Source organism: Kineothrix alysoides (assembly GCF_000732725.1).
Lineage (GTDB): Bacteria > Bacillota > Clostridia > Lachnospirales > Lachnospiraceae > Kineothrix > Kineothrix alysoides.
Genome location: NZ_JPNB01000001.1, coordinates 512,734 through 535,907, shown reverse-complemented (window position 1 = coordinate 535,907; position 23,174 = coordinate 512,734). Strand labels below are relative to the sequence as shown.

The following is a 23,174-nucleotide window of genomic DNA, read 5'->3' as shown; positions in this document are numbered from 1 at the left end:
AAAAGGGCTAGAAGCCCAGTGCATCGTCATCCAACAATTTCTCATATCGCACCCGCTTGAATTCGTCGATTCTGGGGATAGTTATTACCGCATCCGTTCCGCTGCCCTCCATGGAACGGTAATGAATGCCATAGGCCCTCCCGAAGGTAATTTTAATTCTGGAATTCACGTTTGTAAGGGCTATTCCGTTATGCCTTTTGCCGCGCATTCCAGCATCTATAAGCTCTCCCTTCATTCTAAGGTTCAGCCTCTCCAGCTGCTCGGCACCCATACCTATTCCGTTGTCGGAAATCGTAATGATTACCTTCTTTTCCGTACTGATAATCTCGATCAGAATCCTTCCATTTTGCGCCACCCTCTCCAAACCGTGGATCATCGCATTCTCAACCAAGGGCTGAAGAGTCATCTTAGGGATATACAAATCGTAAATCCCTTCCTCCTCCACAGAAAAGTCCATATGGATTCGCTCTTCAAACCGATATTTCTGAATATAGTAATAGGATTTGATATGATTGATCTCTTCCCTTATCTTTACCAGTCCGTCATCGTTACTGATACAGTAGCGGAAAAACTTGGACAAAATCTCCGTCATGGAGCCGATTTCCGTCTGCCCGTCCAAAAGTGCTTTGCTGCGTATGCTGTCCAGCGTATTATATAGAAAATGCGGATTGATCTGGCTTTGCAGTGCCGAAACCTCCACTCTCCTCCGGACAATTTTCAGCTTCTCTTCTTCCTCATCATCCCAGGAGACCTGCTTTTTCATCTTCTGTTTATTATCCCTGACTAAAAACTCCATCATCTGATTTGTTTTAAAGGCCTCGTATACGTTATACACAAGAAGTACTACCTCCAAAAGCGAACAAAATAAAATATAAAAAAAAGGGACTCTGTTCAGAAACAGCACCACGCTCAATATGCTCAGTGTCATGATCACAAACTGTACCGCCATACTTCTTTTCATGGATTCTCCTCTCTATCCGTACAGCCTGCGATATTCGGTCGGTTTTATTCCCATGCCTTTTTTAAACAGCTTGGAATAATATTTTTCATCTGTATAGCCTACCATAACGGCAATCTCCTTGATGCTGTAATTCGTCTCCGACAGCAGCTTCTGGGATTCCTCCATGCGGATTTTCGTCAAATATTCGGTAAATCCTATTTTCATTTCGCTTTTGAACAGACGGCTTAAATATGTAGTGGAAATATTTCCTGCCTCTGCCGCATCCTCTGCCGAAATCTGGTTCATATAGTTCTTTTTTATGAATTTCACAGCTTCTCCCAGGGGCTTTCCCAGCTTTTCCTTCAGCTTCTGTTGCTCTTCTATTACAAACTTTTCCAGAACCTCATATAAATTCTTCATTACCTGCTGGAAGTTCCTTCCTTCGAGATAAGCATAATAGTATCGTTCATGGAACCGGTCCTGTTCTGTTCCCAAAGATATACTGTTTATGATTTTCGAATACATCCCCCAAAATGCCCGATTCATACTTTCCGGATTGGCATTATTGACTTTCCCGGCACGCTTATATACTTCGGCAAATAAATCGCTAAGTTCCTCTTCTCTTAAATATTTCAGGCTGTCCAAAAGCTGGCTTTCCTCTTCCGGCGATATCAAATCTGCAAGAGTAAAGCTGGGCAGCTTCTCCAGCTGTCCATATTCTATCACGCTGTTTCCCAAAAATATCAGCCTCCCCCATTCCGTGGCATTGGCTTCCAGAAAGGCTTTTATCAGTTCTCTGTTGGAATATTTGATGCTGCTGCAACCGATATTTAAGCGAAAATTGCCATAAGCCTCGCTCAAATCCTGAATGTTATAATAAAGCACCGAAACGGCTTCCTTAACTTCATTTTTATCCTTTTCATTGAAATTCAAAAGGATGATGTGTCCCTGAAAAGTGGCATGGTAATAGAACACCGCCAAATCCTTAAAACAGCTTTGGATAAAGCCCGTTACCTTTTCGCTGAAAAGCGAATCCTTCTGCTCCAGCATTCCGCTCAGATTGGATACGGTACAAAGCACCTGATAGCATTCCCTACCGAATTGCGTATGATATGCAGCGTTACATTGCCGGGGTGTCATTTTTTCAAACTCTCGCACGTCCTCCGGCTGCCTGTCAATCAGCAGCCAGAACAGCTCTGCAAGTTGCTCTTCTCCCTTCTGCGTTTCAAAGCGGGAAAGGCGCAGATGGCTTTCCTTCTGCCCCCTTAGCTGGTCTACCTGCCTGCATACCTTGTCCAGTGTCTCGTTTAACTGCTTTTCGTCAATGGGCTTTAACAAATAATCCATAACGTTTAGCTGGATGGCACTGCGGGCATACTCGAAATGGCGGTATCCGGAAAGCAGGACGAACAATGTATCCATATCGTGCTCTCTCGTTTTTTGTATTAGTTCAATGCCGTCGAACACCGGCATCTTGATATCCGACAGCACGAAATCCGGCTGTTTTTCCAAAATACAGCGAAGCGCCTGTTCGCCGTCATGGCACTCAGCTATAATTTCAATTCCCAATTCCTCCCAATGCCCCAACTGGCGGATCAGCTGAATAATTTTTGGTTCATCATCTGCAATAATAATTCGATAGCTCATGCTTTTTACCCTCAATACGATTTCCTTGCTGCAGTTTATCCATTACTATTATAAATTCCCCATTTTATTTTCATGATACTATATACCTATTTGACAAACAATTCCCGTTACCCTATAATCATTCCATATTGGAATACTTAAATACGCCCAAAGGAAACGGATTCATCATGGATATCGATCATATTCTTTATTTTATTGAAGTTGCCAAATCGGGAAGCTTTTCGGAGGCGGCTGAAAATCTATATACCACCCAGTCATCCGTTTCCAAGCACGTTATCTCCTTGGAAAAAGAGCTGGGACTTTCGCTCTTCGACCGAAGCCGCCGTAAAATCCGGCTTACCGAAGAAGGAGAAGTGATATTGGCCGACGCGGAGAAAATCGCGGCCGTTTATAAGCATCTGCTCCAGTCAGCGGCAGCCCGATCGGGTTGGACAAACGGCGTTCTCTCCATTGCCAGCATTCCGGTGATGGCACACTACAATATTACCGGTTTGATTGCCGACTTCCAGAACGCTTATCCCGACATCAGGCTGGAGATATCGGAAATGGAAGGAATTGACATCTTAACAAGACTTAAGGAGCAGGCGTTCGATTTTGCCTTTATGAGGATTGAGAAACTGTATAAGAACTTTGACTCTATCCCTATTTTCGAGGATGAGATGGCTGCAGTGGTATCTAAGGAGCATCCCTTCTCAGACCGCATACAACTCTCCCTATCCGAATTGTCCGGAGAAAACTTCATGCTCTTAAATAAGAATACCCTGCTCTACGATATAAGTCTCCAAGCCTGCAAAAACTGCGGCTTTACGCCGAATGTCACATATACCGGAACGCGCATGGAAAACATATTGGAGCTTGTGGCTAAGAATCAAGGACTTTCCCTTATGATGAGGCACGCCGTGACCTATGCACGGAATGAAAATATCCGCATCATTCCACTGGAAGAGTCGGTCAGAAGCACTATCGGTCTGGTCAAGATAAAGAATAGACCGCTATCCGGTTTCGCGCGTACCTTCTGGAACTTCGTCGCCAAAAAAGGGCAGGCTTGAATTCAGAACATATCGGGCAGCCAATGCTTCGGGTCCGCTTCCATAAACTTTGCCCGTTCAAAACGGTCTTTCTGCTCGAAAGGGACAGTGCAATCGAAAATCGCTTTGCATGCCACTCCTCTTGTGCGGATGTCAGGATGGTATTCCGGTCCGTTGGAGGGGTCTAAGGGATGACACTGCACGCCCGGAATCGTAATTAAATCCACATCCGCCTGAAATCTGGTGGTCATTGCCCACATCACATCGTTTATATCAAAAATATCCACGTCTTCATCTACCAAAATCACATGTTTTAATTCCGCAAATGAAGAAAAAGCCAATAGCGCAGCCTGACGCTGACGTCCTTCGTCCGACGGCATCGTCTTTTTAAACTGCATAATTGTCACATACTTGCCGCCGCCGAAAGAAGCGTTGTAAACATTCAGGCATTTTCCCGGCATCGCTTTTTCCACCATGGAAAGGATACTTGCCTCCGTAGGAATTCCCGCCATAGAAACATGCTCCTCGCTGGGGCCGATACACGTCTGCATAATAGGGTCTCTACGGGTGGTAACCGCCTTCACCTTGATGACGGGAAGTTTCGGATTTGCCGGCCCGCAGTAGCCGGGGAATTCCGGCATGGCTTTTCCGGTACCGGAATTCTGATCCTCTCTTACTCTTACATAGGGAAGTATCTCTCCTTCGATGATATACTCCGCATTTGCTATCGCCCTTTCGTCAATGGTCAGACATTGTACCAATTCCACGGGCTTATTTCGCAGTGCCCCTGCTGCCTGCAGCTCGTCATAGCCCAAAGGAGTGGTGGGAGGCTCGAAGCAGGAAGCAATTTCGATTGCCGGATCGACACCAATGCTTATGGAGATGGGCAGCGGCCGCCCCTCTTTTTCCGCAAGCTCCCTGAAGTATCCGATATGGCGGGCCCCCGGTTGGAGGAATATGGATATTTCGTCTTTGGACTGCAAACACATTCTATGAATGGTGACGTCGGAATCTCCGGTCTCCGGATTGGAAGCGTAACACATTCCCAGCGTGATGTACGGGCCTGCGTCATCCTGCGTATTGGTGGGAGCCGGAATCAGCCTGCGGATGTCGAAGCCTTCCTCGTCCGCATAATGCACTATCTCCTGACATTTCGCTTTGCTGTTTTCAATTACTATTGGTTTGATTGGATGGGATACGCTGTCTTTTAGCAAAAATCCCAACTTCTCAGGCTCAGTGCCTAACAGGTATCCCACTCTTTTACGACTGGAAAGCACGCCGATGGCTATTTTGGCTCCTTCGTGGCCTTTTATACTGTTAAATACCATAGCGGGGCCTTCTTGGGTCGGACGCATTACAGTTCCGCCTGCGCCTACATGGCGGTATACTCCCGATAATTCAGCGTTGGGATCTACTTCTACGTCTGTCTCAACTAACTGTCCGGGAATGGAACGAAGTAATTCCAGAGCGGAGCGCAAGTCTTCTACTTCTACTTTTTTCATGTTCTTTTATCCTTTTCATTTTTATGGAATACAATCCTGCGTGTATCTTCACTTCTTAAATTCTTTGATAATTACATTGATTTTATAATGAAAAGGTACCATTTTATCAGGTTGGGAGCAATTCAAAAGGAGCGGAGATATATTCCAAAATAGAATATATCTCCGCTTCTTTTTTAATCAATATTTTGAAGGTCCGATGGGTGAATAATGGACGAACCGAAACCATATGATTTGAAAAATGTCCTCCTACCCTTTTCCACGGGTAAGCTCATAACTTTCCTCAATCATCCGATGAATGTCCTTATCGGGCACCGTTCCGTTGAGTATGATGGAATTCCAGTGCTCTTTGTTCAGATGATAGCCCGGCAGCACGGCCTCAAAGGCTCCCCGCCAGAAGTCTCTCCACTCCGGGCTGCACTTGACATTAATCCATATATGCCCGTCCTTTTCATATATCCAGGCAAATACCTTCTTATTTTTCTTATGCCTCATTACCGTCCAATTGGGATCGTGAAAGGGATAGTCCTCGTACACGTTCTTAAGTTTACTGCAAAATACAATTGCCTCTTTTCGTTCCAGCATTTCTTATCCCTCCTGTGCCTAAACTTAATTTATCTTTCACTATTCCAATTCAAAGGCTCCCGTATACAACTGATAATATTTACCTCTCTGCGCAATCAACTGCTCATGACTGCCTCTTTCAGCAATACTCCCCTGATCCAGCACCATGATCACATCGGAATTTTTTACCGTAGAAAGTCTGTGCGCTATTACAAACACAGTACGCCCCTTCATCAAAGCATCCATGCCCCGCTGAACGATAGCCTCCGTTCGGGTATCAATAGAAGACGTTGCTTCGTCCAGAATCATCGCCGGCGGATCCGCTACGGCCGCTCTGGCAATAGCTAACAACTGTCTCTGCCCCTGCGACAAATTCGCTCCGTTGCCGGAAAGAAGTGTTTCATAGCCTTGGGGCAGACGGGTAATGAAATCGTGGGCTCCCGCCAGCTTCGCCGCCTCACTGCATTCTTCGTCCGAAGCATCCAGCTTGCCATACCGTATATTTTCCATAACGGTTCCTGTAAACAGATTGGTATCCTGTAAAACGATACCGAGGGAGTGGCGAAGATCCGCTTTTTTTATCTTATTGATATTTATGCCGTCGTAATGAATCTCGCCCTCCGCTATATCATAAAAACGATTAATCAAATTCGTAATTGTTGTTTTTCCGGCGCCGGTAGCACCCACAAAGGCAATCTTCTGCCCCGGCTCCGCATACAAGGAAATGTCGTGAAGAATCGTCTTGTCCAGAACATAGCCAAAGTCTACGTCCTCCATTCTCACATCTCCGGCCAGCTTCGTATACGTAACGGAGCCGTCACCGTGGGGGTATTTCCATGCCCACATGTTTGTACGTTCAGCACATTCTACGATTTCTCCGTCCACTTCCCTGGCATTTACCAAAGTCACGCTGCCCTCGTCCGGCTCCGGTTCCTCATCGATCAGCTCAAAAACTCTGGAGGCTCCCGCCAATCCCATAACAACTGCGTTAATTTGCTGAGACACTTGGTTAATATTGCCCGCAAACTGTCTGGTCATGTTCAGGAAAGGAACAACAATGCTGATACTGAAGGCTAATCCGGAAAAGCTCATATTAGGCACCTTAGCAAGTAGGAAAAAGCCTCCCGTCAGAGCTACTACTACATAAAGCATATTTCCGATATTATTCAGTATCGGCCCCAGTGTATTGGCATATTTGTTTGCCCGCTCCGCATCCGAAAAAAGCGAATCATTGATGCGGTCAAATTCCGACTTGCTTTCCTCCTCATGGCAGAACACTTTCACGACCTTCTGACCGTTCATTATTTCTTCCACAAAGCCCTCTACTCTACCGAGCGCCACCTGCTGGCGCAGGAAATATTTCGCGGAGCCTCCGCCCACCTTTTTTGTAACCTGATACATGATGACTACGCCAAGCAAAACCACAAACGTCATCCAAATGCTGTAATACATCATGATGCAAAACAAAGTCGTAACTACAATGCCGGACATCATTAGCTGGGGAATACTTTGTGAAATCATCTGACGAAGGGTATCGATGTCGTTTGTATAGTAACTCATAATATCTCCGTGATTATTTGAGTCAAAATAACGAATCGGGAGATCCTGCATTCCGCGGAACATTTTCACACGCAGCTTTTTCAAAGAGCCCTGAGTGATAACCGCCATCATCCGATTATAGGCAAAAGATGCTGCCAACGAAAGAATGTAACAGACTGTTAGCAGGAGCACAAAACCGCCAATCCGGCCTGCTACCGACTGCCAATCGCCATTTTGCCAGGAACGTTCCACAAGGGCAATGATATTTTGCATGAATATAGATGGAATGGAAGAAATTACTGCATTGAAAATAATGCATACTACTACGATGGGCAGCATGACCGGATAAAACTCGAACATTATTTTAATCAGACGCTTCAGCACGCCTTTTTTTACAATTCTATTATTCTTCATTCTGCTCACCTGCCTTATTCTGGGATACATAGACATCCCTGTATACTTCATTGCCTGCAAGCAATTCCTGATGGGTACCAATAGCGAGCACTGTACCGCCCTCCATAACGATAATGCGGTCCGCATCCTCTACAGATGCTGTCCTTTGGGCGATAATAATTTTTGTTGTCTCGGGAATATACTCCCTAAGTGCTTTTCGAATCAACGCATCTGTCTTTGTATCTACCGCGCTGGTGGAATCATCCAATATGAGTATCTTGGGCTTCTTTAGCAGCGCTCTTGCAATACATAGGCGCTGCTTCTGCCCTCCCGATACATTAGTTCCACCCTGTTCGATGCGGGTGTTATATTTCTCGGGGAAGCGAGATATAAATTCATCAGCCTGTGCCAGCATGCAGACCTCTTCCAGCTCCTCGTCCGAAGCATCCTTATTTCCCCAGCGCAGGTTTTCTTTTATCGTTCCTGAAAACAATACGTTTTTCTGCAATACGACCGCCACTTGATTTCGAAGCGCTTCCAGGTCGTACTCTCTTACATCCGCACCGCCTACCTTCACAACGCCTTCGGTCGTATCGTAAAGGCGGGAAATGAGCTGAATCAAAGAAGACTTGGAAGCGCCGGTTCCTCCAATAATTCCTATGGTTTCTCCCGATTTTATATGCAGATCGATCCCCTCTAAGGCCATGCGCTCCGCTTCCTTAGAATATTTAAAGCTCACATGTTCAAAATCCACAGTTCCGTCTTTTACAAGAGTCAGCCCCCCTTCCGGGCTTTTCATCGTACTCTCCTCGTCTAATACCTCCACAATACGATGTGCCGATTCCCCGGCGATAGTTATCATAACGAACACCATAGAAAGCATCATCAAGCTGCTCAAAATCTGAAAACTATAAGTAAGCAGGGCAGAAAACTGTCCTACATCCAGATCCAGCCCCCGCGAAGTTATAATAGTATAGGAGCCGAAATACAGCACAAATATCATAACCGTATAGAGACAAAACTGCATCAGAGGACTGTTGATGGCCAGTATTTTTTCCGCTCTGGTAAAATCCCCGCAAACGTCCTCCGCCGCTCTCTCGAATTTTTCTTTTTCATAATCCTCCCGGACATAGGACTTTACCACCCGCATCCCTGCTACATTTTCCTGAATAGAATTGTTCAGCGCATCGTATTTGCGAAATACCTTCCGGAACAAAGGTATAGTTTTACGGATGACCAGATACAAGCCTATTCCCAGCAAAGGTGTTACAAACAAGAAAATAAACGCCATCTTCCCTCCCATAATAAAGGCCATGGCAAACGAAAATACAAGCATTAAAGGACAGCGTATCGCTGTTCTGATAATCATCATGTAGGCATTCTGTACGTTGGATACGTCCGTCGTCATCCTTGTTACCAAAGAGGACGTAGAAAACTTATCAATATTTTCAAAGGAATACGTCTGAATCCTATAAAATAAATCCTTTCTTAAATTGCGGGCAAAACCGCTGGAGGCGGTGGCACAGGACATTCCCGCAAGCGTTCCGAAAGTCAGGGATAAAGCGGCCATAATTACCAATACAAGGCCATATCTTGCAATTACCCCGAATTCACCCCCCGCTTTAATCTGATTTACCAGCATTGCTATAATAAATGGTATGATACACTCCATTACCACTTCGAAAGAAACATATACGGGCGCTTTAATAGAAGGCGTTTTGAATTCCCGTATACTCTTCGCAAGAACTTTATAAATTGGCATCTCTAACACTCCTTTTTGTTACCTAATCACATTATTCAATATTTTCTGACTATCTCCAGACAGAGAACCTGCCGGAAAAGAAATACACCACCGCAAACAGCAAAATCCAGCAATCAAAGATAATACCGCTGCATATATCCCATTCAACATATTAAACTATTATAACTCATTTCCATCATTTTGGCTTAGTATTTTTAACATGTTTTCTCAAACCTTGTCTTATGCTTCAGAACAGCAAGTCCTTTCCTATGACAAAAAAATATCCCCCAATAGTCCGGTTTCTTAAACCTTCTATTGAGGGATAAATAATAAGGAAACTATATACCCAAAGCGTATATATTAATAAGCTTACGGCAAAATATTCCCCGCTGCACGATAAATCTCATACCACTCCTCACGGGTCAAATAAATATCTGCTGCCTTTATACAATCTTTTAACCGTTCGGGATTCATCGTCCCTGTTACAGGCTGCATATGCGCAGGATGACGAAGTATCCAGGACAATGCGATCGTGGTGTTAGTCACTTCATATTTAGCTGCAATTTCATTAATCTTGGCATTCAGCTCCGGAAACTTTTCATTATCCAGGAAAACGCCTTCAAAGAATCCATACTGAAAAGGCGACCACGGCTGTATCGTGATATCGTTCAAACGACAGAAATCTAATATGCTTCCGTCACGGTTAACTGCCGTATCGTCCAGCATATTGACGTGGATGCCTGCCGAAATCATAGTGGCATTGGTGATGCTAAGCTGCAGCTGATTTGCTACAATAGGCTGATTCAGCGATTTTTGAAGCAGCTGTACTTGCATGGGATTATGATTGGATACACCAAAGTTTCTAACTTTTCCGCTGCTATGGAGCTTGTCAAATGCTTCGGCAACCTCCTCCGGCTCGACCAATGCATCCGGACGATGTAAGAGCAGAACATCAAGATAATCGGTTTTCAGGCGTTTTAAGATTCCATCTACAGAGGCTAATATATGCTCCTTGGAAAAATCAAACGTATTCTCCGCCTTCCTGATTCCACACTTGGATTGCAGAATAATCTTTTCGCGCACGGTATCGTTCATATGAATGGCATCCGCAAATATTTCTTCGCTGGCTCCCCTGCCATAGACATCCGCATGATCAAAAAAATTAGCACCGTTCTCTAAAGCTGTCCGAACCAAATGCTCAGCATCTTTTTTATTCAAATCTTTCATGCGCATACAGCCGACTGCAATCACCGGCACTTGTAAATTCGATTGTCCTAATTTAATAGTTTTCATAATCAATTTTCTCCTTTTATATTATATTTCAGGCAATTGCGAAACCCGTAACCTTGACCAATTTTATATATCATTTCACAGCCTGGCAGTTTTGCAATTACCTATATATTTATTTAGCGAGCTTATAAATTTCAAGCACATCCTGCCAGTATAACTTCTTCAAGTTGCCAAGGGGCTGCTCTGAGCCGTAAGCATCTCCTGTTGCTTTTTTTGCCATCACTTCCAGTTTACTTTCGTCAATACCAAGCTCCGAAAGGGTGGACGGAAGCCCCATATTTTTATAGAAATCGCGCAGACGTGCGATACCTTCCATTACAATGGCATCCGGATCCCGGTAGCTGTCTTCCACTCCCATTACATTTACCGCAAACTGTACGAACATATTAGTATTCGTCTTATAGACATACTGCATCCATGCCGGAGTCAATACCGCCAGTCCTGCACCATGAGCCACATCATAGATAGCGCTGAGCTCATGCTCCATACCGTGGCAGGCCCAATCCTGTTCACGGCCAAGCCCCAACAGATCATTATGAGCAATCGTTCCTCCAAACCCGACCTGGCACCATGCATCATAATCATGAGCATCCGAAAATACCCGCATAGCATTTTTCATAATCGTTTTCAGCGTCGTCTCACATAATCCGTCCGTCAAATCGGTTTGTACCGTATTGGTAAAGTAGCGCTCAAAGATATGGCTCATCATATCTGCCACGCCGTTCGCTATTTGATTTTTGGGTAATGTAAAGAACAATTCCGGATTCATGACACTGAGCAAAGGGCGCAGATGAATACTTCCATACCCGAGCTTCATTTGTTTTTCTTCATTGGTGACTACGGTACCGTTACTGGACTCACTGCCTGCCGCCGGGATTGTCAGGATTGTTGCAACCGGCAGCGCTTTTGTAATTGGATTTTGCTGTTCATAGAGCTCCCAAACATCACCGTCGTAGTAAGCACCCATTGCAATGGCTTTGGCCGAGTCAATGACACTGCCTCCTCCCACAGCGAGAATCAAATCCACTCCTTCTTTTCTGCAAAGGGCGATTCCTTCACGGACCAAGGATACCCGGGGATTGGGAACCACACCGCCAAGTTCAATGAATTCCATATTACTTTCTTTTAAAGAAGCAGTTACCGCATCATACACACCGCTCTTTTTAACACTGCTTCCACCAAAGTGAAGTAACACTTTCTTAGCATAGGGCTGCAACAAAGTACCAATTTCCTTGTGTGTATCCCTGCCGAATAAGATACGCGTAGGGATGTGTAAATCAAAATTCAACATCACATATATTCCTTCCTGCAAAATATTTTAAAAAGTAGTTAGGTCCGGATTCTGAGAATACCCGCAGCATCCCTTCAAATCTGAAATAGCCTGAACATCCTGTTCAGAAAGTTCAAAGTCAAAAATATCGGCATTCTCTCTTATGTGGGATTTCGATACTGCCTTAGGCAGAGGTAAATATCCCTTCTGCAGACTCCACCGAATTCCTATCTGTGCAATAGTCTTCCCATATTTTTGTGCAATAGCCTGCATCATAGGCACTTCAAAAATCTGTCCGGTTCCGAGAGGGCTATATGCTTCCAATATGATATTGCGTTCCTTGCAATAATTCACTACCTCATCTTGCGTATCTCCCGGACAAAGACGTATTTGATTTACCATAGGTACAATCGTTGCAGTTTTCATAAGCTCATCCATATGACGGGGATGAAAATTGCTGATTCCTATGGAACGTATACGGCCGGCTTTATACAACTCCTCAAATGCCTTCCATGTCCCTGCATTCGCTGTCTGCCATTCGTTTCTGAATTTAACCGGATTGGGCCAATGGATCAAATATAAATCCAGATAATCCATATCCAGATTTTTCATAGTTTGTTCAAATGCTTTCATTGTATTTTCATAACCATGCTCCGGGTTTTGCAGCTTACTTGTAATAAAAATCTCATCCCTATCGATACCGCTTTGGCTTACCGCAATGCCTACGCTCTCCTCATTACCATACCCTGCCGCGGTGTCAATATGGCGATATCCTAATTCAAGGGCATTTCTCACAGCAGATACCGCAGACTCTCCATTTGCTATCTGATATGTACCGAAACCTACACACGGGATTTTCACTCCATTATGCAATTCAAAACAATCTCTTAATGATTCCATTCCAGAACCTCCCTAAATTTATATTGAAAAACAGCTAAATATAACGTATGATAAAATTATAAACCTTAACGTTAACTTTAAGTCAATACGAAAACGAAAACAAACTTGTGAAATGAAAATGTAAATTGTGTGTTGTACTTTACCTTTTCACTTAAACAAACAAAAAAATAGTGTGATTATTGGGAGGATAACTTTTATGGACTATTCTATCAAGCAAGTATCGGAAAAAACAAATTTAAAAGCGCATGTTCTGCGCTATTATGAGAGAGAAGGCTTACTGCCCTTTGTAAAACGAAGTGAAAGCGGAATCAGGCATTATTCGGAAGATGATTTGGAATGGCTCGGTTTAATTTGCTGCCTTAAAAATACCGGCATGTCCATAAAACAAATAAAAGATTTTGTTAAGCTGAGTATGGAGGGCGAAGTCACATTAAAACAAAGATGTGATATGCTGCAAGAGCATAAAAAAAGTGTAGAAGAAAAATTGGAAGAGATGCAAAGACATTTACTAAAGGTTTCTCATAAGATCGAATATTTTACCTCTCAATATGAAAAGTACAGCGCCGCTGCTTCTTCTGAGTCATAAAGTCGCACCGCAAACCTTCGAGCAGGCTTACGCCTGCTCTTTTTTTATTTTCACAGATGACATACGCAAATAACATGATATTCATAAATCGGAAACCAGTTCATAATCACTCTCTGTATATTTTATTTTTTATAGCATATTCGTAACACTTTTTACTAATCATCATAAATTAGTCAAGGGAAATGTTATTTCCCGCCCCTAACAATTCTTACAGTCAATCCATTCATTTTTAAAAATCACTTGCATTTTTTATATTTTAGGTATATATTTAAATTAAATTTAGGTATACCTAAATATATTTGTAACATCTTAGCAGCCAAATCCATACGGCTTGTTTGTTTAAAACGGAGGAAGATAAAATGACACCAAATAAAGAGGATTATTTAAAAACCATCTATAAGCTTGGCGGAATGGAAGAATTAGTGAACAATAAGCAGATTGCCGAAGCCTTGCAGATTGCGCCTGCCTCCGTTACGGAGATGCTCGGGAAACTGAAGCGGGAAGGGCTTATTCATTATGAACCCTATAAGGGTTCCTGTCTGACGGCGGAAGGAATGAGCGCTGCTATTTCACTGGTGCGCGGGCACCGTCTCTGGGAAGTGTTTCTAATGCGTCATCTGGGTTATTCATGGAGTGAGGCTCACGAAGATGCGGAGCTGCTGGAGCACATTACACCTTCCCGACTGACTTCCCGGCTGGATAATTTTTTGAATTATCCTGCGTACTGCCCTCATGGCAGCGAGATTCCCCATTCTGACGGTCAGATCCACCACCACCCTCTACAGACCTTGAATCTGCTTCCCGTCGGTACCGTCTCTCATATCCGGCGTGTAACAGAGGAAAAGGAATTGCTGGACTATTTACAGGAGGCCGGTATTACCATAGGAAGCTCCGTTCGCATTGTTGAGGCTGCCGCATATGAAGGACCGCTTACCCTTGATTTGGACGGAAAACGTGTTCAGGTTAGTTATAAAGCCGCTTGTCAAATCTATATAGACCGGACGGAGGATTAATCACACAAAAAGAGTTTAAGGAGGATTCGCATGAACAAAAAAATAAAAAGCCTTCTTGGTGCAGTTCTAAGTTTGACGCTATTACTTGCGGGCTGCTCGGCTCCCGCAGAAAGTGCGGAGTCATCAACGGATAAATTGAATGTCGTCGCTACTACTACCATGCTGGCCGATTTAGCAATAGAAATCGGAGGCGAACGCATCACTGCCAATGGTCTTATGGGACCAGGCATCGATCCTCACCTGTATCAGGCCAGTGCCGGAGATGTTTCCCTAATGCAAAAAGCAGATGTTGTATTATATAACGGTTTGCATCTTGAAGGGAAGATGGGTGAAATATTTGAAAATTTGTCCACTCAGGGCTCTACTGTCATTTGTATTGAAAATGGATTGGATGAATCCATGCTTCTGGCCTGGGAAAACGACAGTTCAGTCCACGATCCCCATATATGGTTTGATGTTTCCCTATGGAAGCAAGCGGCAAAAACTGTTACGGATGGGCTGACTCAGGCTGACCCAAAGGGAAAAGCAGATTACGAGGCCAATTTGGAAGCTTATTTGGAAGAGCTGGATGAAACGGATACATACATCCGCAATCGTGTGACGGAGTTGTCGGAATCACAGCGAGTGCTCGTTACCGCCCATGATGCATTTCAATATTTCGGCAAAGCATACGGATTTGAAGTAAGGGGTCTGCAGGGAATCAGCACCGACGCAGAGGCGGGCACGTCCGATGTGAGCGCCCTGGCAGATTTCATTGCAGAAAGACAAATCAAGGCTATTTTTGTGGAATCCTCCGTACCGCCCAAAACCATTGAAGCCTTGCAAGCCGCAGTAAAGGCAAAAGGCTTTGATGTAGCCATAGGCGGAGAGCTGTATTCTGATTCCCTGGGCGGTGCTGATTCAGGAGCCGAAACTTATATTCTGACCGTAAAAGCAAATATTGATACGATTGTAAACGCTTTAAAATAATGGGAGGAAATAATATGAAAAAACAACAAAATTTTGCAGTGGAGGTAGAAGACCTTACCGTAGCTTATGACTCCAAGCCGGTACTTTGGGATATCGACTTGAAGATCCCAAAGGGCAAATTGATGGCGGTAATCGGCCCTAACGGAGCAGGTAAAACGACCTTGATAAAAGCTATGCTGGGACTTTTGAAGCCGGTTACCGGAGCAGTTCGCTTTCTTGACGGAAGCGGCAGTATACGAACCCTGAAAAATCAAATTGGTTATGTACCGCAAAGCGGCAGTGTGGACTGGGATTTCCCGGCTACGGTACAGGATGTGGTTCTGATGGGATGCTACGGCAAGCTGGGGTGGATTCGCCGCCCCCGCAAATCAGATATAGAACTGACAAAACAAACATTGTCGAAGGTAGGCATGCAGGATTATGCTTCCAGACAAATCAGCCAGCTCTCCGGCGGTCAGCAGCAGCGCGTATTCCTAGCCCGCGCTCTGGCTCAGGAGGCAGAGGTCTACTTTATGGATGAACCTTTTAAGGGGGTTGATGCTCAAACGGAAAAGGCCATCGTTGCCCTACTAAAGGAGTTGAAGGAGCAAGGCAAAACCGTAGTGGTTGTCCACCATGACTTACAAACGGTTCCGGATTATTTCGACTGGGTAACCCTGATCAACCTTCGCGTAGTTGCAAGCGGCCCTGTGGAGGAGGTATTCCACGAAGAAAATCTGAGGAAAACCTATCACAATTCCGCCGCTCTTCTAAGGAGTGTGGTCTGATATGAACAGTGTAATTGCTTTGTTTTCAGACTATACCTTTCAAACCGTCGCTCTGGGTTCCGCTCTTTTGGGACTGATCAGCGGAGTGTTGGGCAGCTTTGCAGTCTTGAGAAAGCAGAGCCTTTTAGGAGACGGGATATCGCATTCTGCTCTGCCCGGTGTAGTCATGGCCTTTGTTTTATTGGGAAGTAAAAATACGGAAATTTTGCTGTTAGGCGCTCTTATTTCCGGCCTGCTGGCAACGCTGTTCATCGTTAGTATTGTTCGATATACCCGTGTGAAGTTTGACAGCGCCCTCGCTCTGGTCATGTCCGTCTTTTTCGGATTGGGATTGGTAATGCTTACTTATGTACAGAAGATTCCCAACTCCAACCAAGCCGGACTAAAACGTTTTATTTTCGGGCAGGCATCCACACTTTTGCAGCGGGATATCATCCTGATGGTAATCTGCGGCCTGATATTGCTGGCATTGGTACTTCTGTTCTGGAAGGAATTCAAACTCTTTACCTTTGATGCGGATTTCGCCCAGAGTCTCGGCTTTTCACCCAAAAGGCTGAATCTGCTGCTGTCGTTTATGATCGTACTTGCAATCATTATCGGTTTACAGGCTGTAGGTGTTATCCTTATGAGCGCCATGCTAATCACCCCTGCCGTTGCTGCCCGTCAGTGGACGAATAAACTGTGGATCATGGTAATGCTTTCAGCGCTGTTCGGCGCTGTATCGGGCATTATCGGTACTGCCGCCAGTTCTCTCGTGCCCAAGCTGCCCACCGGCCCGGCTATCGTGATTTGTATCAGCGCCATAGTAGTCATCAGTGTCCTGTTTGCACCGGGCAGAGGGATACTGCACCGGATCTATGTGCGAAGAAGAAATAGAATTTTGTATAAACTGGAAGGAGGTAAGCCGGATGTCCCCTCAAATTGAAATTCAGATCATTGCTGTCATTGTGGCGGTAGCCTGTGCTCTTCCCGGAGTTTTTCTGGTACTCCGTAAAATGTCTATGATGTCTGACTCCATAACTCATACAATACTGTTAGGAATAGTGCTTGCTTTCTTTGTCACTTATGACCTTTCCTCTCCGCTACTGATCGTGGGCGCGGCGTTGATGGGTGTTATGACCGTCTGGCTGACGGAAATGCTGAGCCGGACCCGGCTCCTGGCAGAAGATGCCGCTATCGGTGTGGTTTTTCCGCTGCTCTTTTCCATCGCTATCATCCTGATTACCCGCTACGCAGGTTCCGTTCACCTGGATACCGATTCGGTGCTCTTGGGAGAGCTGGCCTTCGCCCCCTTCGACCGCATGGTCGTCGGCGGTAAAGATATTGGCGCGAAAGCAATCTACACAACCGGAACACTGTTGCTGATCAACCTTAGCGCCATTATCATATTCTTTAAGGAATTAAAAGCAGCAACCTTTGATCCCATGCTCGCCGCGGTATTGGGTTTCTCTCCGGCCTTGATGCACTATGGCTTAATGACACTTGTATCCTTAACTACCGTCGGCGCATTTCAGGCGGTGGGCTCGGTGCTTGTCGTAGCCTTTATGATCGGACCTCCCGTAACGGCATATTTGCTGACGGATGATCTCAAACATATGCTGATCTTAAGCGGTGGGATCGGAGCCATCAACGGAGTCCTCGGCTATCAGGCCGCGACACTGTTTGATGTCTCCATCGCCGGCAGCATGGCAGTGGTGACCGGATTGGTTTTTCTGGCCGTTTTTATTTTTGCTCCCCGCAGAGGACTGATTGGTTCATTGCTCAGACGCAGGACCCAGAAAATTGAATTTGCTAAAACAATGCTTCTTTTCCACCTGTTTAACCATGAGTCCAGTGCCGAAGAAGACTCAAAAGCAGGTGTTGATACCATACCGGCACATCTGCACTGGACTGAGGAGTTCACATCGAAAATTATCAAGTTACTAGAGCATGAGGGCTATATTAAGCTATCAGGTGGTTTAACAAAGCTGACGGACGAAGGACGCAGTGCCAGCATTCATAATTATAATTCCCTTTTCTCAAAGTAATACTCGTTCAAAAAAAGTCAGTGCCTTTTTATCATGAGGCACTGACAAAAATACAACATTTACACCATTTCCTACTATCCTGTCTAATTATAATCAGAAAAGGCCTTACTTTTGTTCTGCAAAATAATGAAGGTGTTTGGCGTTTCCTCTCTCCAATCAGGAATATACAGCATTCCGTTCCAATAGTCCATGCCGCATATTTTTTCAAATCCGGCCGTTCTTCCGTCGGCTGTTTTGGCACTGTCGTCTGCTATCGTTGTAATGATATTCGTGCCGGACTGAATCACCCTGACTGCCCGATTATACGTATCTCCGATGATTATGTTATTATCCTCATCCACCGACAAGGACCAGGGGCCATCGAATACTTCCACGGGATTCGTTCCAAGGCGGGCGTACCTCGCATCGCCGCCGTCGCCGCAATATCCTCCTACCCCGTCCCCGCAAATTGTAGTCACTGTTTCCGCCTTGGGGTCGATCTTTCGCACTGCATAGTTCCTGCTATCAAGAACATAAAGATTTCCATCATGCCCCAATCTCATATCATATATCCAGTGGAAACCAGCCTCATGAAACGGTACCGTCCCTTTTTGGAAACCAGCCTCCTTTTTTCCTATCGTTTCTATCAACGTACCATCATAGCTAAAATGAAAAATCTGGAATCCTCTGACATCGTTTACCCATATATCATCGTTGTGATCATATATACCATTTCCTATGTCGACAATTCCGGCTTTCTCCTTATCAATAAGGGCTATGAAGCAGTTCGTGGATAAGTCCATTTGATATATGTACCTATCTTCGGAAACAAGCAGAGTATTATGCTGAAATGCCCTTGAAATATATTTAGGCTGTGTCAGTGAAACGCTAAAGTGTACGGGAGCAAGTCCCGGTTCTACCTCTCCTGCCGTCCATGCGGCACCGCCATTCTCAAGTAATCCTATAAAATTCCTGTGATATTCTGCAATATAGCAGGCGCCGGTATGATCATGAAACCCAAACTGCGGCAATCCGTTTATTATCTTCTGCGACCCATAATCAATCACATCAATCACATGCCAGGAATCTGAAACCGGAAAAGTATGAGATTCTTCGCATCTGTCCTCATTATTATTCATTTTATTCATGAGCAGTTCCTCCTTTTTAAAGAGTATAGCAAAGAGAATATGACAATGGCATGTCATATTCTCCTTATAAAAAGACAGATTAAAATCCCAGCGATTTCGCCACAATAATTACCTTTATCCTATCCTTAACAAACTGTCCTGTTATAGTCACAAAATCATTGCATATCCTGTCAGGACTTTTACAATCTACACAATGACCGAGCTTAGTACATGGGGTATCTTTCCCTAATCGCTTCGCATCAATAGGTGCAGCATAATTTCTGACTCTTCTTTCAGCCTCCTCAAGATTTTTAACCAGTTTATTTATTCCGGCAACTATTATAACCTGCTTCGGTCCAAATATCATCGGTGCCACCCTGCTCCCATTACCGTCGATATTGTAAAGTTCTCCCTCTTCTGTCAAGGCATTTGTACTGCAAAGAAACGTGTCTGCAGAAAAGTTTTGTATGTAAATCTGCCTTTTCTCTTCACTCGTAATCCCGTCTCTGTATTTATCTAAAAAGATATAATTTCCTTCACGCAGAAAATCTAAAACTCCGGTTTCCAAAAGAGTAATGGAATCACCTACTCCAACAACAGAATCCTCTTGGATAAATTCTTTTAATACTTCTATTAATTCCTTTTCATCTTTTACGAAGATTCCTTTCATATTATGTTTTTCTAACCCACTTATCGCTTTTTCAACTTGTTTATTCATAAACCATGAGATATTTTCATCCATGTATTATCGCCCCTCCATCGCAGAAATTCTTGTTTTCTATGACAACTGCTTTTTCAGACAATGGTACCATAGCGTTTTTATTGCGTAAAAAAATTTTCAAACTATGGATATACTAATTATTTGTAAAATAACTTTCTATTGTCGCCCAGCCAATGGCGCATGATTGACAGAAACTGCTCCGGCTGCTCAATTTGCAGGTTGTGGCCCGCGCGGTTGAGCGCCGCAAACGTGGCGTTAGGATAAATATCCATGAGCTTGAACTGATCGCGCCATCCAACCTCGGTATCCTGTCTGCCTGTGAGTATCAGGCACGGCGCTGCGAAAGGCTCTTCCAGTTCATCCACGTCAAAGGAAAATGCTCCGTCCAGCACCTCAGTAAGAAAATGAATGTTCTGATGCCGCAGTGCCTCCAATATCTCATCGCGGAAACGCTTCCAGACACTTTCAGTAAGTATCACGTTTAAATATTCAAAACTTGCCCTATCCTCCTCACTGAGCGTACTCAAAAAGGCTTCGTCCCTTTCCATCACGCGCAGCGGTTCCACATTCCCCTGACGATTCCCGGGAATCATGAGCGGGCAAAGCAGTATTAACCCTGCAATCCGGGATGCGTTCTGCTTCACCATTCCCCGGGCCAGATAGCCGCCATACGACTCACCCATAAGAAGAAAACGCTGTCCGGGTATCAATCCATCCAAAAGCGCCGCCAATGCATCCAGTACATGATCGGACGTACGAATATGCGAATCTGCCGGCGACCGGCCCATACCCGGTAAATCGATATAAATTCTCTGAATGGGCATAGGATACTCAGCAAACATAGATTCCATACAGTGAGAAAGTATATTGTGATCCACCCCCCATCCATGCAGAATCACGAACGGAAGCCCTTCACCGTAAATTTCATAATACAAATCACTTTTATCAATAGTTCCCATGTCCATTACCCCTTTCCGGTCTTTTCATATATGTATGATTATATACCAAACAAACATTCGATGCAATATGCCTTAGATAAAATAAAAGTATGCTGCGCAACCGTTCTTTATATAATAGGAGCATTTCCCCATTATATAAAAAATGAGCCGAAACGGCCCATTTTCAAGTAAAAATATATGAAATAAAAGTTTATAATATTTACATCTGATTAAGACTTATATAACATACTGTTCCATATATCTTTTGCTCAGCTTAAGACTCTTTATGATATTTTCTCTCGTTCCTTCAAAAGCCTTGTCCTCGACTTCTATACAGGAATACCCGTCATATCCCACATCGGACAGCGCACTGACATATCTTCCCCAATCCACATCGCCCAGTCCCGGAATCTTCGGCGACATATAGGCAAGCGGATATGCCATGCTTCCTACTTTCTCCAAACGATCCTTATACAGCTTAATATCTTTATAATGTACATGAAATATCTTGTCCGCAAACTCATAAATAGGCTTAATATAATCAATCATCTGCCAAACAAAATGAGAAGGATCGTAATTGATTCCCAAATAATCGCTGGGTATCAGTTCGAACATTTTTCTCCAAATCTCAGGTGTGGAAGCAAGATTCTGCCCACCCGGCCACTGCTCCGGACCAAATAGCATGGGACAATTTTCAATTGCGATTCTCACCTTGTTTTCTTCTGCAAATGCCATAATCGGTTTCCATATATCCGCGAATATATTCAGATTTTCCTCCACGGTTTTATGCTGGTCTCTGCCGATAAAAGTAGTTACCATATTCACGCCTAACTTTGCGCTGAATAAAATGACCTGTTTCAGATGGGCAATATTTGCTTCTCTCTTTTCCGGATTACCATCCAGCGTATTAGGATAGAATGCCAAAGAAGAAATTTCAACAGATTTATTCCTGCAATATTCCTTAATATGTTCTATATAGCTTTCCTCCATACAATTAACGTCTATATGGCTGACTCCCGCATATCGCCTTTCCGCCTTGCCACTGGGCCAGCAGGCAACCTCCACACAGGAAAACCCCAGCTCTGCCGCCGTATCTATCATTTCCTCAAAGCTGTCTTTTTCCAAAATCGCGCTTACAAATCCTAACTTCATATTTATTGCTCCTTTCAAAGCACTATCATAATCTCTTATCTCTCTATTTGAACAGTTCTGCCTGTCCTGGAACTCTCTACACAGGCAAAAACCGCTTCCATTGCATTCAGTGCAGTCTGTCCGTTCAGCTCCGGTTCCTTTCCTGTTCTTAACGCATCTACAAACATGTCTATAACACCTGACGTTGTCTGGTTATCGTTTGTTTGGATTTTATCTATACAATATTTGACTGTCTCACCGTCTTTCATTTCCAATATAATCGAATAATCGGGATCGCTGTATATCTTCATTACTCCTTTTGTTCCGTACATAACCGTGGAATTATTTTCATTTCCATAACAGGTCCAACCGGCCGTCATCGTTCCAACGATACCGCTTTGCATCTTATAAATGCAAAAAGCATTGTCATCTACGCCTATTTTGTTTCCGGATGCATCCGTTTTTTCCAATGTGGTCAGAACGGCTGTGGCTTCTGTCACCTTTTCTCCTGTCAAATATTGAATCAAATCCGTTTTATGTATTCCCAAATCGGCCATAGCTCCCAAGACAGCCTTGGATTTATCGAAAAACCATGTATCTTTCCCCGCATCTATGCTCCATGTCTCCGGTCCTTTATGGACAAACATTGCCTGGAAGGTGATCAGCTTTCCTATTGCCCCGGCTTCTATCAGCTCCTTTGCTTTTCCATGAGCCTTTGCAAGACGCTGGTTATGTCCGATCATCAGTATTTTTCCTGTTTTCTCCGATGCCTCTACCATCGCCTCGCACTCCTCCAGAGTCATTGCCATGGGTTTCTCACAAAGAACGTGCTTTCCCGCTTCCAGTGCCTTTATCGTAATCTCCGCATGAACATTGTTTGCAGCACATACGCTTACCGCATCGATTTGAGGATTCTCCAGCATCTCTTCGTAGGAAGAGTATGTCATTCCTCCATGCACATTTGCCAAAGCCTCCGCTCTTTCCCGGCTGACATCGTAAAATCCCGCTATTTTTACATCATCCTGCGCCATATATTCCGGTATATGCCTGACCTGTGCAATTTTTCCGCATCCGATAATACCAATATGAAACATCTATCCTTCCT

The 23,174-nt window shown here is 44.3% G+C and carries 21 protein-coding genes; 7 read left to right on the top strand and 14 right to left on the bottom strand.

Annotation, left to right across the window (positions count from 1 at the left end; all coding sequences use genetic code 11):
• Positions 1-7: 7 nt before the first annotated feature.
• The gene (locus CC90_RS0102545) at positions 8-961 is read right to left on the bottom strand and encodes a sensor histidine kinase (protein ID WP_051869246.1); all 954 of its coding nucleotides are present in this window, start codon (positions 959-961) and stop codon (positions 8-10) included.
• A gap of 12 nt (positions 962-973) precedes the next feature.
• Entirely contained in the window at positions 974-2,587 is a 1,614-nt protein-coding gene (locus CC90_RS0102540; RefSeq protein ID WP_031389263.1) for a response regulator transcription factor, read from the bottom strand.
• 167 nt (positions 2,588-2,754) lie between these two features.
• Here CC90_RS0102540 and CC90_RS0102535 point away from each other — a divergent pair, with 167 nt between their 5' ends.
• Positions 2,755-3,636, top strand: a complete 882-nt coding sequence (locus CC90_RS0102535; RefSeq protein WP_031389262.1) for a LysR family transcriptional regulator — start codon at positions 2,755-2,757, stop codon at positions 3,634-3,636.
• A 2-nt stretch (positions 3,637-3,638) separates the two neighbouring features.
• Here the strand turns inward: CC90_RS0102535 and CC90_RS0102530 are convergent, their stop codons facing one another.
• The 7 genes from CC90_RS0102530 to CC90_RS0102500 form a co-directional block, all read right to left on the bottom strand.
• Positions 3,639-5,117, bottom strand: coding sequence for a UbiD family decarboxylase (locus CC90_RS0102530; protein ID WP_031389261.1), 1,479 nt, complete (start codon positions 5,115-5,117; stop codon positions 3,639-3,641).
• Positions 5,118-5,363: 246 nt separating this feature from the next.
• Positions 5,364-5,699 (bottom strand): MmcQ/YjbR family DNA-binding protein, encoded by a 336-nt coding sequence (locus CC90_RS0102525; protein WP_031389260.1) that lies wholly within the window; start codon positions 5,697-5,699, stop codon positions 5,364-5,366.
• 39 nt (positions 5,700-5,738) lie between these two features.
• Positions 5,739-7,631, bottom strand: coding sequence for an ABC transporter ATP-binding protein (locus CC90_RS0102520; RefSeq protein ID WP_031389259.1), 1,893 nt, complete (start codon positions 7,629-7,631; stop codon positions 5,739-5,741).
• Complete coding sequence (locus tag CC90_RS0102515; RefSeq protein ID WP_330373171.1) at positions 7,621-9,372, bottom strand: ABC transporter ATP-binding protein; 1,752 nt, start codon at positions 9,370-9,372, stop codon at positions 7,621-7,623. Before CC90_RS0102515 ends, CC90_RS0102520 begins: the two co-directional genes overlap by 11 nt.
• A gap of 348 nt (positions 9,373-9,720) precedes the next feature.
• On the bottom strand, positions 9,721-10,644 hold the full coding sequence (locus tag CC90_RS0102510; RefSeq protein WP_031389257.1) for an aldo/keto reductase: 924 nt from the start codon (positions 10,642-10,644) through the stop codon (positions 9,721-9,723).
• A 109-nt stretch (positions 10,645-10,753) separates the two neighbouring features.
• Positions 10,754-11,932, bottom strand: coding sequence for an iron-containing alcohol dehydrogenase (locus CC90_RS0102505; protein WP_031389256.1), 1,179 nt, complete (start codon positions 11,930-11,932; stop codon positions 10,754-10,756).
• A gap of 27 nt (positions 11,933-11,959) precedes the next feature.
• Complete coding sequence (locus tag CC90_RS0102500) at positions 11,960-12,811, bottom strand: aldo/keto reductase (RefSeq protein WP_031389255.1); 852 nt, start codon at positions 12,809-12,811, stop codon at positions 11,960-11,962.
• A gap of 196 nt (positions 12,812-13,007) precedes the next feature.
• Between CC90_RS0102500 and CC90_RS0102495 the strand changes: the two genes are divergently transcribed.
• The 6 genes from CC90_RS0102495 (at position 13,008) to CC90_RS0102470 (ending at position 18,173) form a co-directional block, all read left to right on the top strand.
• Positions 13,008-13,397, top strand: a complete 390-nt coding sequence (locus tag CC90_RS0102495; RefSeq protein ID WP_031389254.1) for a MerR family transcriptional regulator — start codon at positions 13,008-13,010, stop codon at positions 13,395-13,397.
• 359 nt (positions 13,398-13,756) lie between these two features.
• The gene (locus CC90_RS0102490; RefSeq protein ID WP_031389253.1) at positions 13,757-14,410 is read left to right on the top strand and encodes a metal-dependent transcriptional regulator; all 654 of its coding nucleotides are present in this window, start codon (positions 13,757-13,759) and stop codon (positions 14,408-14,410) included.
• A 30-nt stretch (positions 14,411-14,440) separates the two neighbouring features.
• Complete coding sequence (locus tag CC90_RS0102485) at positions 14,441-15,379, top strand: metal ABC transporter solute-binding protein, Zn/Mn family (RefSeq protein WP_031389252.1); 939 nt, start codon at positions 14,441-14,443, stop codon at positions 15,377-15,379.
• 14 nt (positions 15,380-15,393) lie between these two features.
• Positions 15,394-16,146 (top strand): metal ABC transporter ATP-binding protein, encoded by a 753-nt coding sequence (locus tag CC90_RS0102480; protein ID WP_031389251.1) that lies wholly within the window; start codon positions 15,394-15,396, stop codon positions 16,144-16,146.
• Position 16,147: 1 nt separating this feature from the next.
• Positions 16,148-17,071, top strand: coding sequence for a metal ABC transporter permease (locus CC90_RS0102475; RefSeq protein ID WP_031389250.1), 924 nt, complete (start codon positions 16,148-16,150; stop codon positions 17,069-17,071).
• Positions 16,962-18,173, top strand: a complete 1,212-nt coding sequence (locus CC90_RS0102470) for a metal ABC transporter permease (RefSeq protein WP_330373170.1) — start codon at positions 16,962-16,964, stop codon at positions 18,171-18,173. The genes CC90_RS0102475 and CC90_RS0102470 overlap by 110 nt, the downstream gene beginning before the upstream one ends.
• Positions 18,174-18,256: 83 nt before the next feature.
• On the opposite strand, the gene CC90_RS0102465 is transcribed toward CC90_RS0102470, so the two are convergent.
• From CC90_RS0102465 to CC90_RS0102445, 5 genes are all read right to left on the bottom strand, one after another.
• Positions 18,257-19,300 carry an NHL repeat-containing protein gene (locus CC90_RS0102465; protein WP_031389248.1) on the bottom strand — a complete coding sequence of 348 codons (1,044 nt, stop codon included), beginning with the start codon at positions 19,298-19,300 and terminating at the stop codon, positions 18,257-18,259.
• Between the two features lie 79 nt (positions 19,301-19,379).
• Positions 19,380-20,021: a lactate utilization protein gene (locus tag CC90_RS0102460; protein ID WP_031389247.1), complete on the bottom strand. Its 642-nt coding sequence runs from the start codon at positions 20,019-20,021 to the stop codon at positions 19,380-19,382.
• A gap of 116 nt (positions 20,022-20,137) precedes the next feature.
• On the bottom strand, positions 20,138-20,959 hold the full coding sequence (locus tag CC90_RS0102455) for an alpha/beta fold hydrolase (RefSeq protein ID WP_051869245.1): 822 nt from the start codon (positions 20,957-20,959) through the stop codon (positions 20,138-20,140).
• A gap of 216 nt (positions 20,960-21,175) precedes the next feature.
• The gene (locus CC90_RS0102450; protein WP_031389245.1) at positions 21,176-22,090 is read right to left on the bottom strand and encodes a sugar phosphate isomerase/epimerase family protein; all 915 of its coding nucleotides are present in this window, start codon (positions 22,088-22,090) and stop codon (positions 21,176-21,178) included.
• A 35-nt stretch (positions 22,091-22,125) separates the two neighbouring features.
• On the bottom strand, positions 22,126-23,163 hold the full coding sequence (locus CC90_RS0102445) for a Gfo/Idh/MocA family protein (RefSeq protein ID WP_031389244.1): 1,038 nt from the start codon (positions 23,161-23,163) through the stop codon (positions 22,126-22,128).
• Between the last annotated feature and the right edge of the window lie 11 nt (positions 23,164-23,174).

Excerpts from the sequence above, each read along its gene's own strand:
- CC90_RS0102515 (WP_330373171.1), bottom strand. The coding sequence starts at position 9,372 with ATGCCAATTTATAAAGTTCTTGCGAAGAGTATACGGGAATTCAAAACG.
- CC90_RS0102505 (WP_031389256.1), bottom strand. The coding sequence starts at position 11,932 with ATGTTGAATTTTGATTTACACATCCCTACGCGTATCTTATTCGGCAGG.
- CC90_RS0102495 (WP_031389254.1), top strand. The coding sequence starts at position 13,008 with ATGGACTATTCTATCAAGCAAGTATCGGAAAAAACAAATTTAAAAGCG.
- CC90_RS0102525 (WP_031389260.1), bottom strand. The coding sequence starts at position 5,699 with ATGCTGGAACGAAAAGAGGCAATTGTATTTTGCAGTAAACTTAAGAAC.
- CC90_RS0102520 (WP_031389259.1), bottom strand. The coding sequence starts at position 7,631 with ATGAAGAATAATAGAATTGTAAAAAAAGGCGTGCTGAAGCGTCTGATT.
- CC90_RS0102455 (WP_051869245.1), bottom strand. The coding sequence starts at position 20,959 with ATGGGAACTATTGATAAAAGTGATTTGTATTATGAAATTTACGGTGAA.
- CC90_RS0102500 (WP_031389255.1), bottom strand. The coding sequence starts at position 12,811 with ATGGAATCATTAAGAGATTGTTTTGAATTGCATAATGGAGTGAAAATC.
- CC90_RS0102475 (WP_031389250.1), top strand. The coding sequence starts at position 16,148 with ATGAACAGTGTAATTGCTTTGTTTTCAGACTATACCTTTCAAACCGTC.
- CC90_RS0102485 (WP_031389252.1), top strand. The coding sequence starts at position 14,441 with ATGAACAAAAAAATAAAAAGCCTTCTTGGTGCAGTTCTAAGTTTGACG.
- CC90_RS0102490 (WP_031389253.1), top strand. The coding sequence starts at position 13,757 with ATGACACCAAATAAAGAGGATTATTTAAAAACCATCTATAAGCTTGGC.
- CC90_RS0102450 (WP_031389245.1), bottom strand. The coding sequence starts at position 22,090 with ATGAAGTTAGGATTTGTAAGCGCGATTTTGGAAAAAGACAGCTTTGAG.
- CC90_RS0102510 (WP_031389257.1), bottom strand. The coding sequence starts at position 10,644 with ATGAAAACTATTAAATTAGGACAATCGAATTTACAAGTGCCGGTGATT.
- CC90_RS0102445 (WP_031389244.1), bottom strand. The coding sequence starts at position 23,163 with ATGTTTCATATTGGTATTATCGGATGCGGAAAAATTGCACAGGTCAGG.
- CC90_RS0102540 (WP_031389263.1), bottom strand. The coding sequence starts at position 2,587 with ATGAGCTATCGAATTATTATTGCAGATGATGAACCAAAAATTATTCAG.
- CC90_RS0102530 (WP_031389261.1), bottom strand. The coding sequence starts at position 5,117 with ATGAAAAAAGTAGAAGTAGAAGACTTGCGCTCCGCTCTGGAATTACTT.
- CC90_RS0102480 (WP_031389251.1), top strand. The coding sequence starts at position 15,394 with ATGAAAAAACAACAAAATTTTGCAGTGGAGGTAGAAGACCTTACCGTA.
- CC90_RS0102460 (WP_031389247.1), bottom strand. The coding sequence starts at position 20,021 with ATGGATGAAAATATCTCATGGTTTATGAATAAACAAGTTGAAAAAGCG.
- CC90_RS0102465 (WP_031389248.1), bottom strand. The coding sequence starts at position 19,300 with ATGAATAAAATGAATAATAATGAGGACAGATGCGAAGAATCTCATACT.
- CC90_RS0102545 (WP_051869246.1), bottom strand. The coding sequence starts at position 961 with ATGAAAAGAAGTATGGCGGTACAGTTTGTGATCATGACACTGAGCATA.
- CC90_RS0102535 (WP_031389262.1), top strand. The coding sequence starts at position 2,755 with ATGGATATCGATCATATTCTTTATTTTATTGAAGTTGCCAAATCGGGA.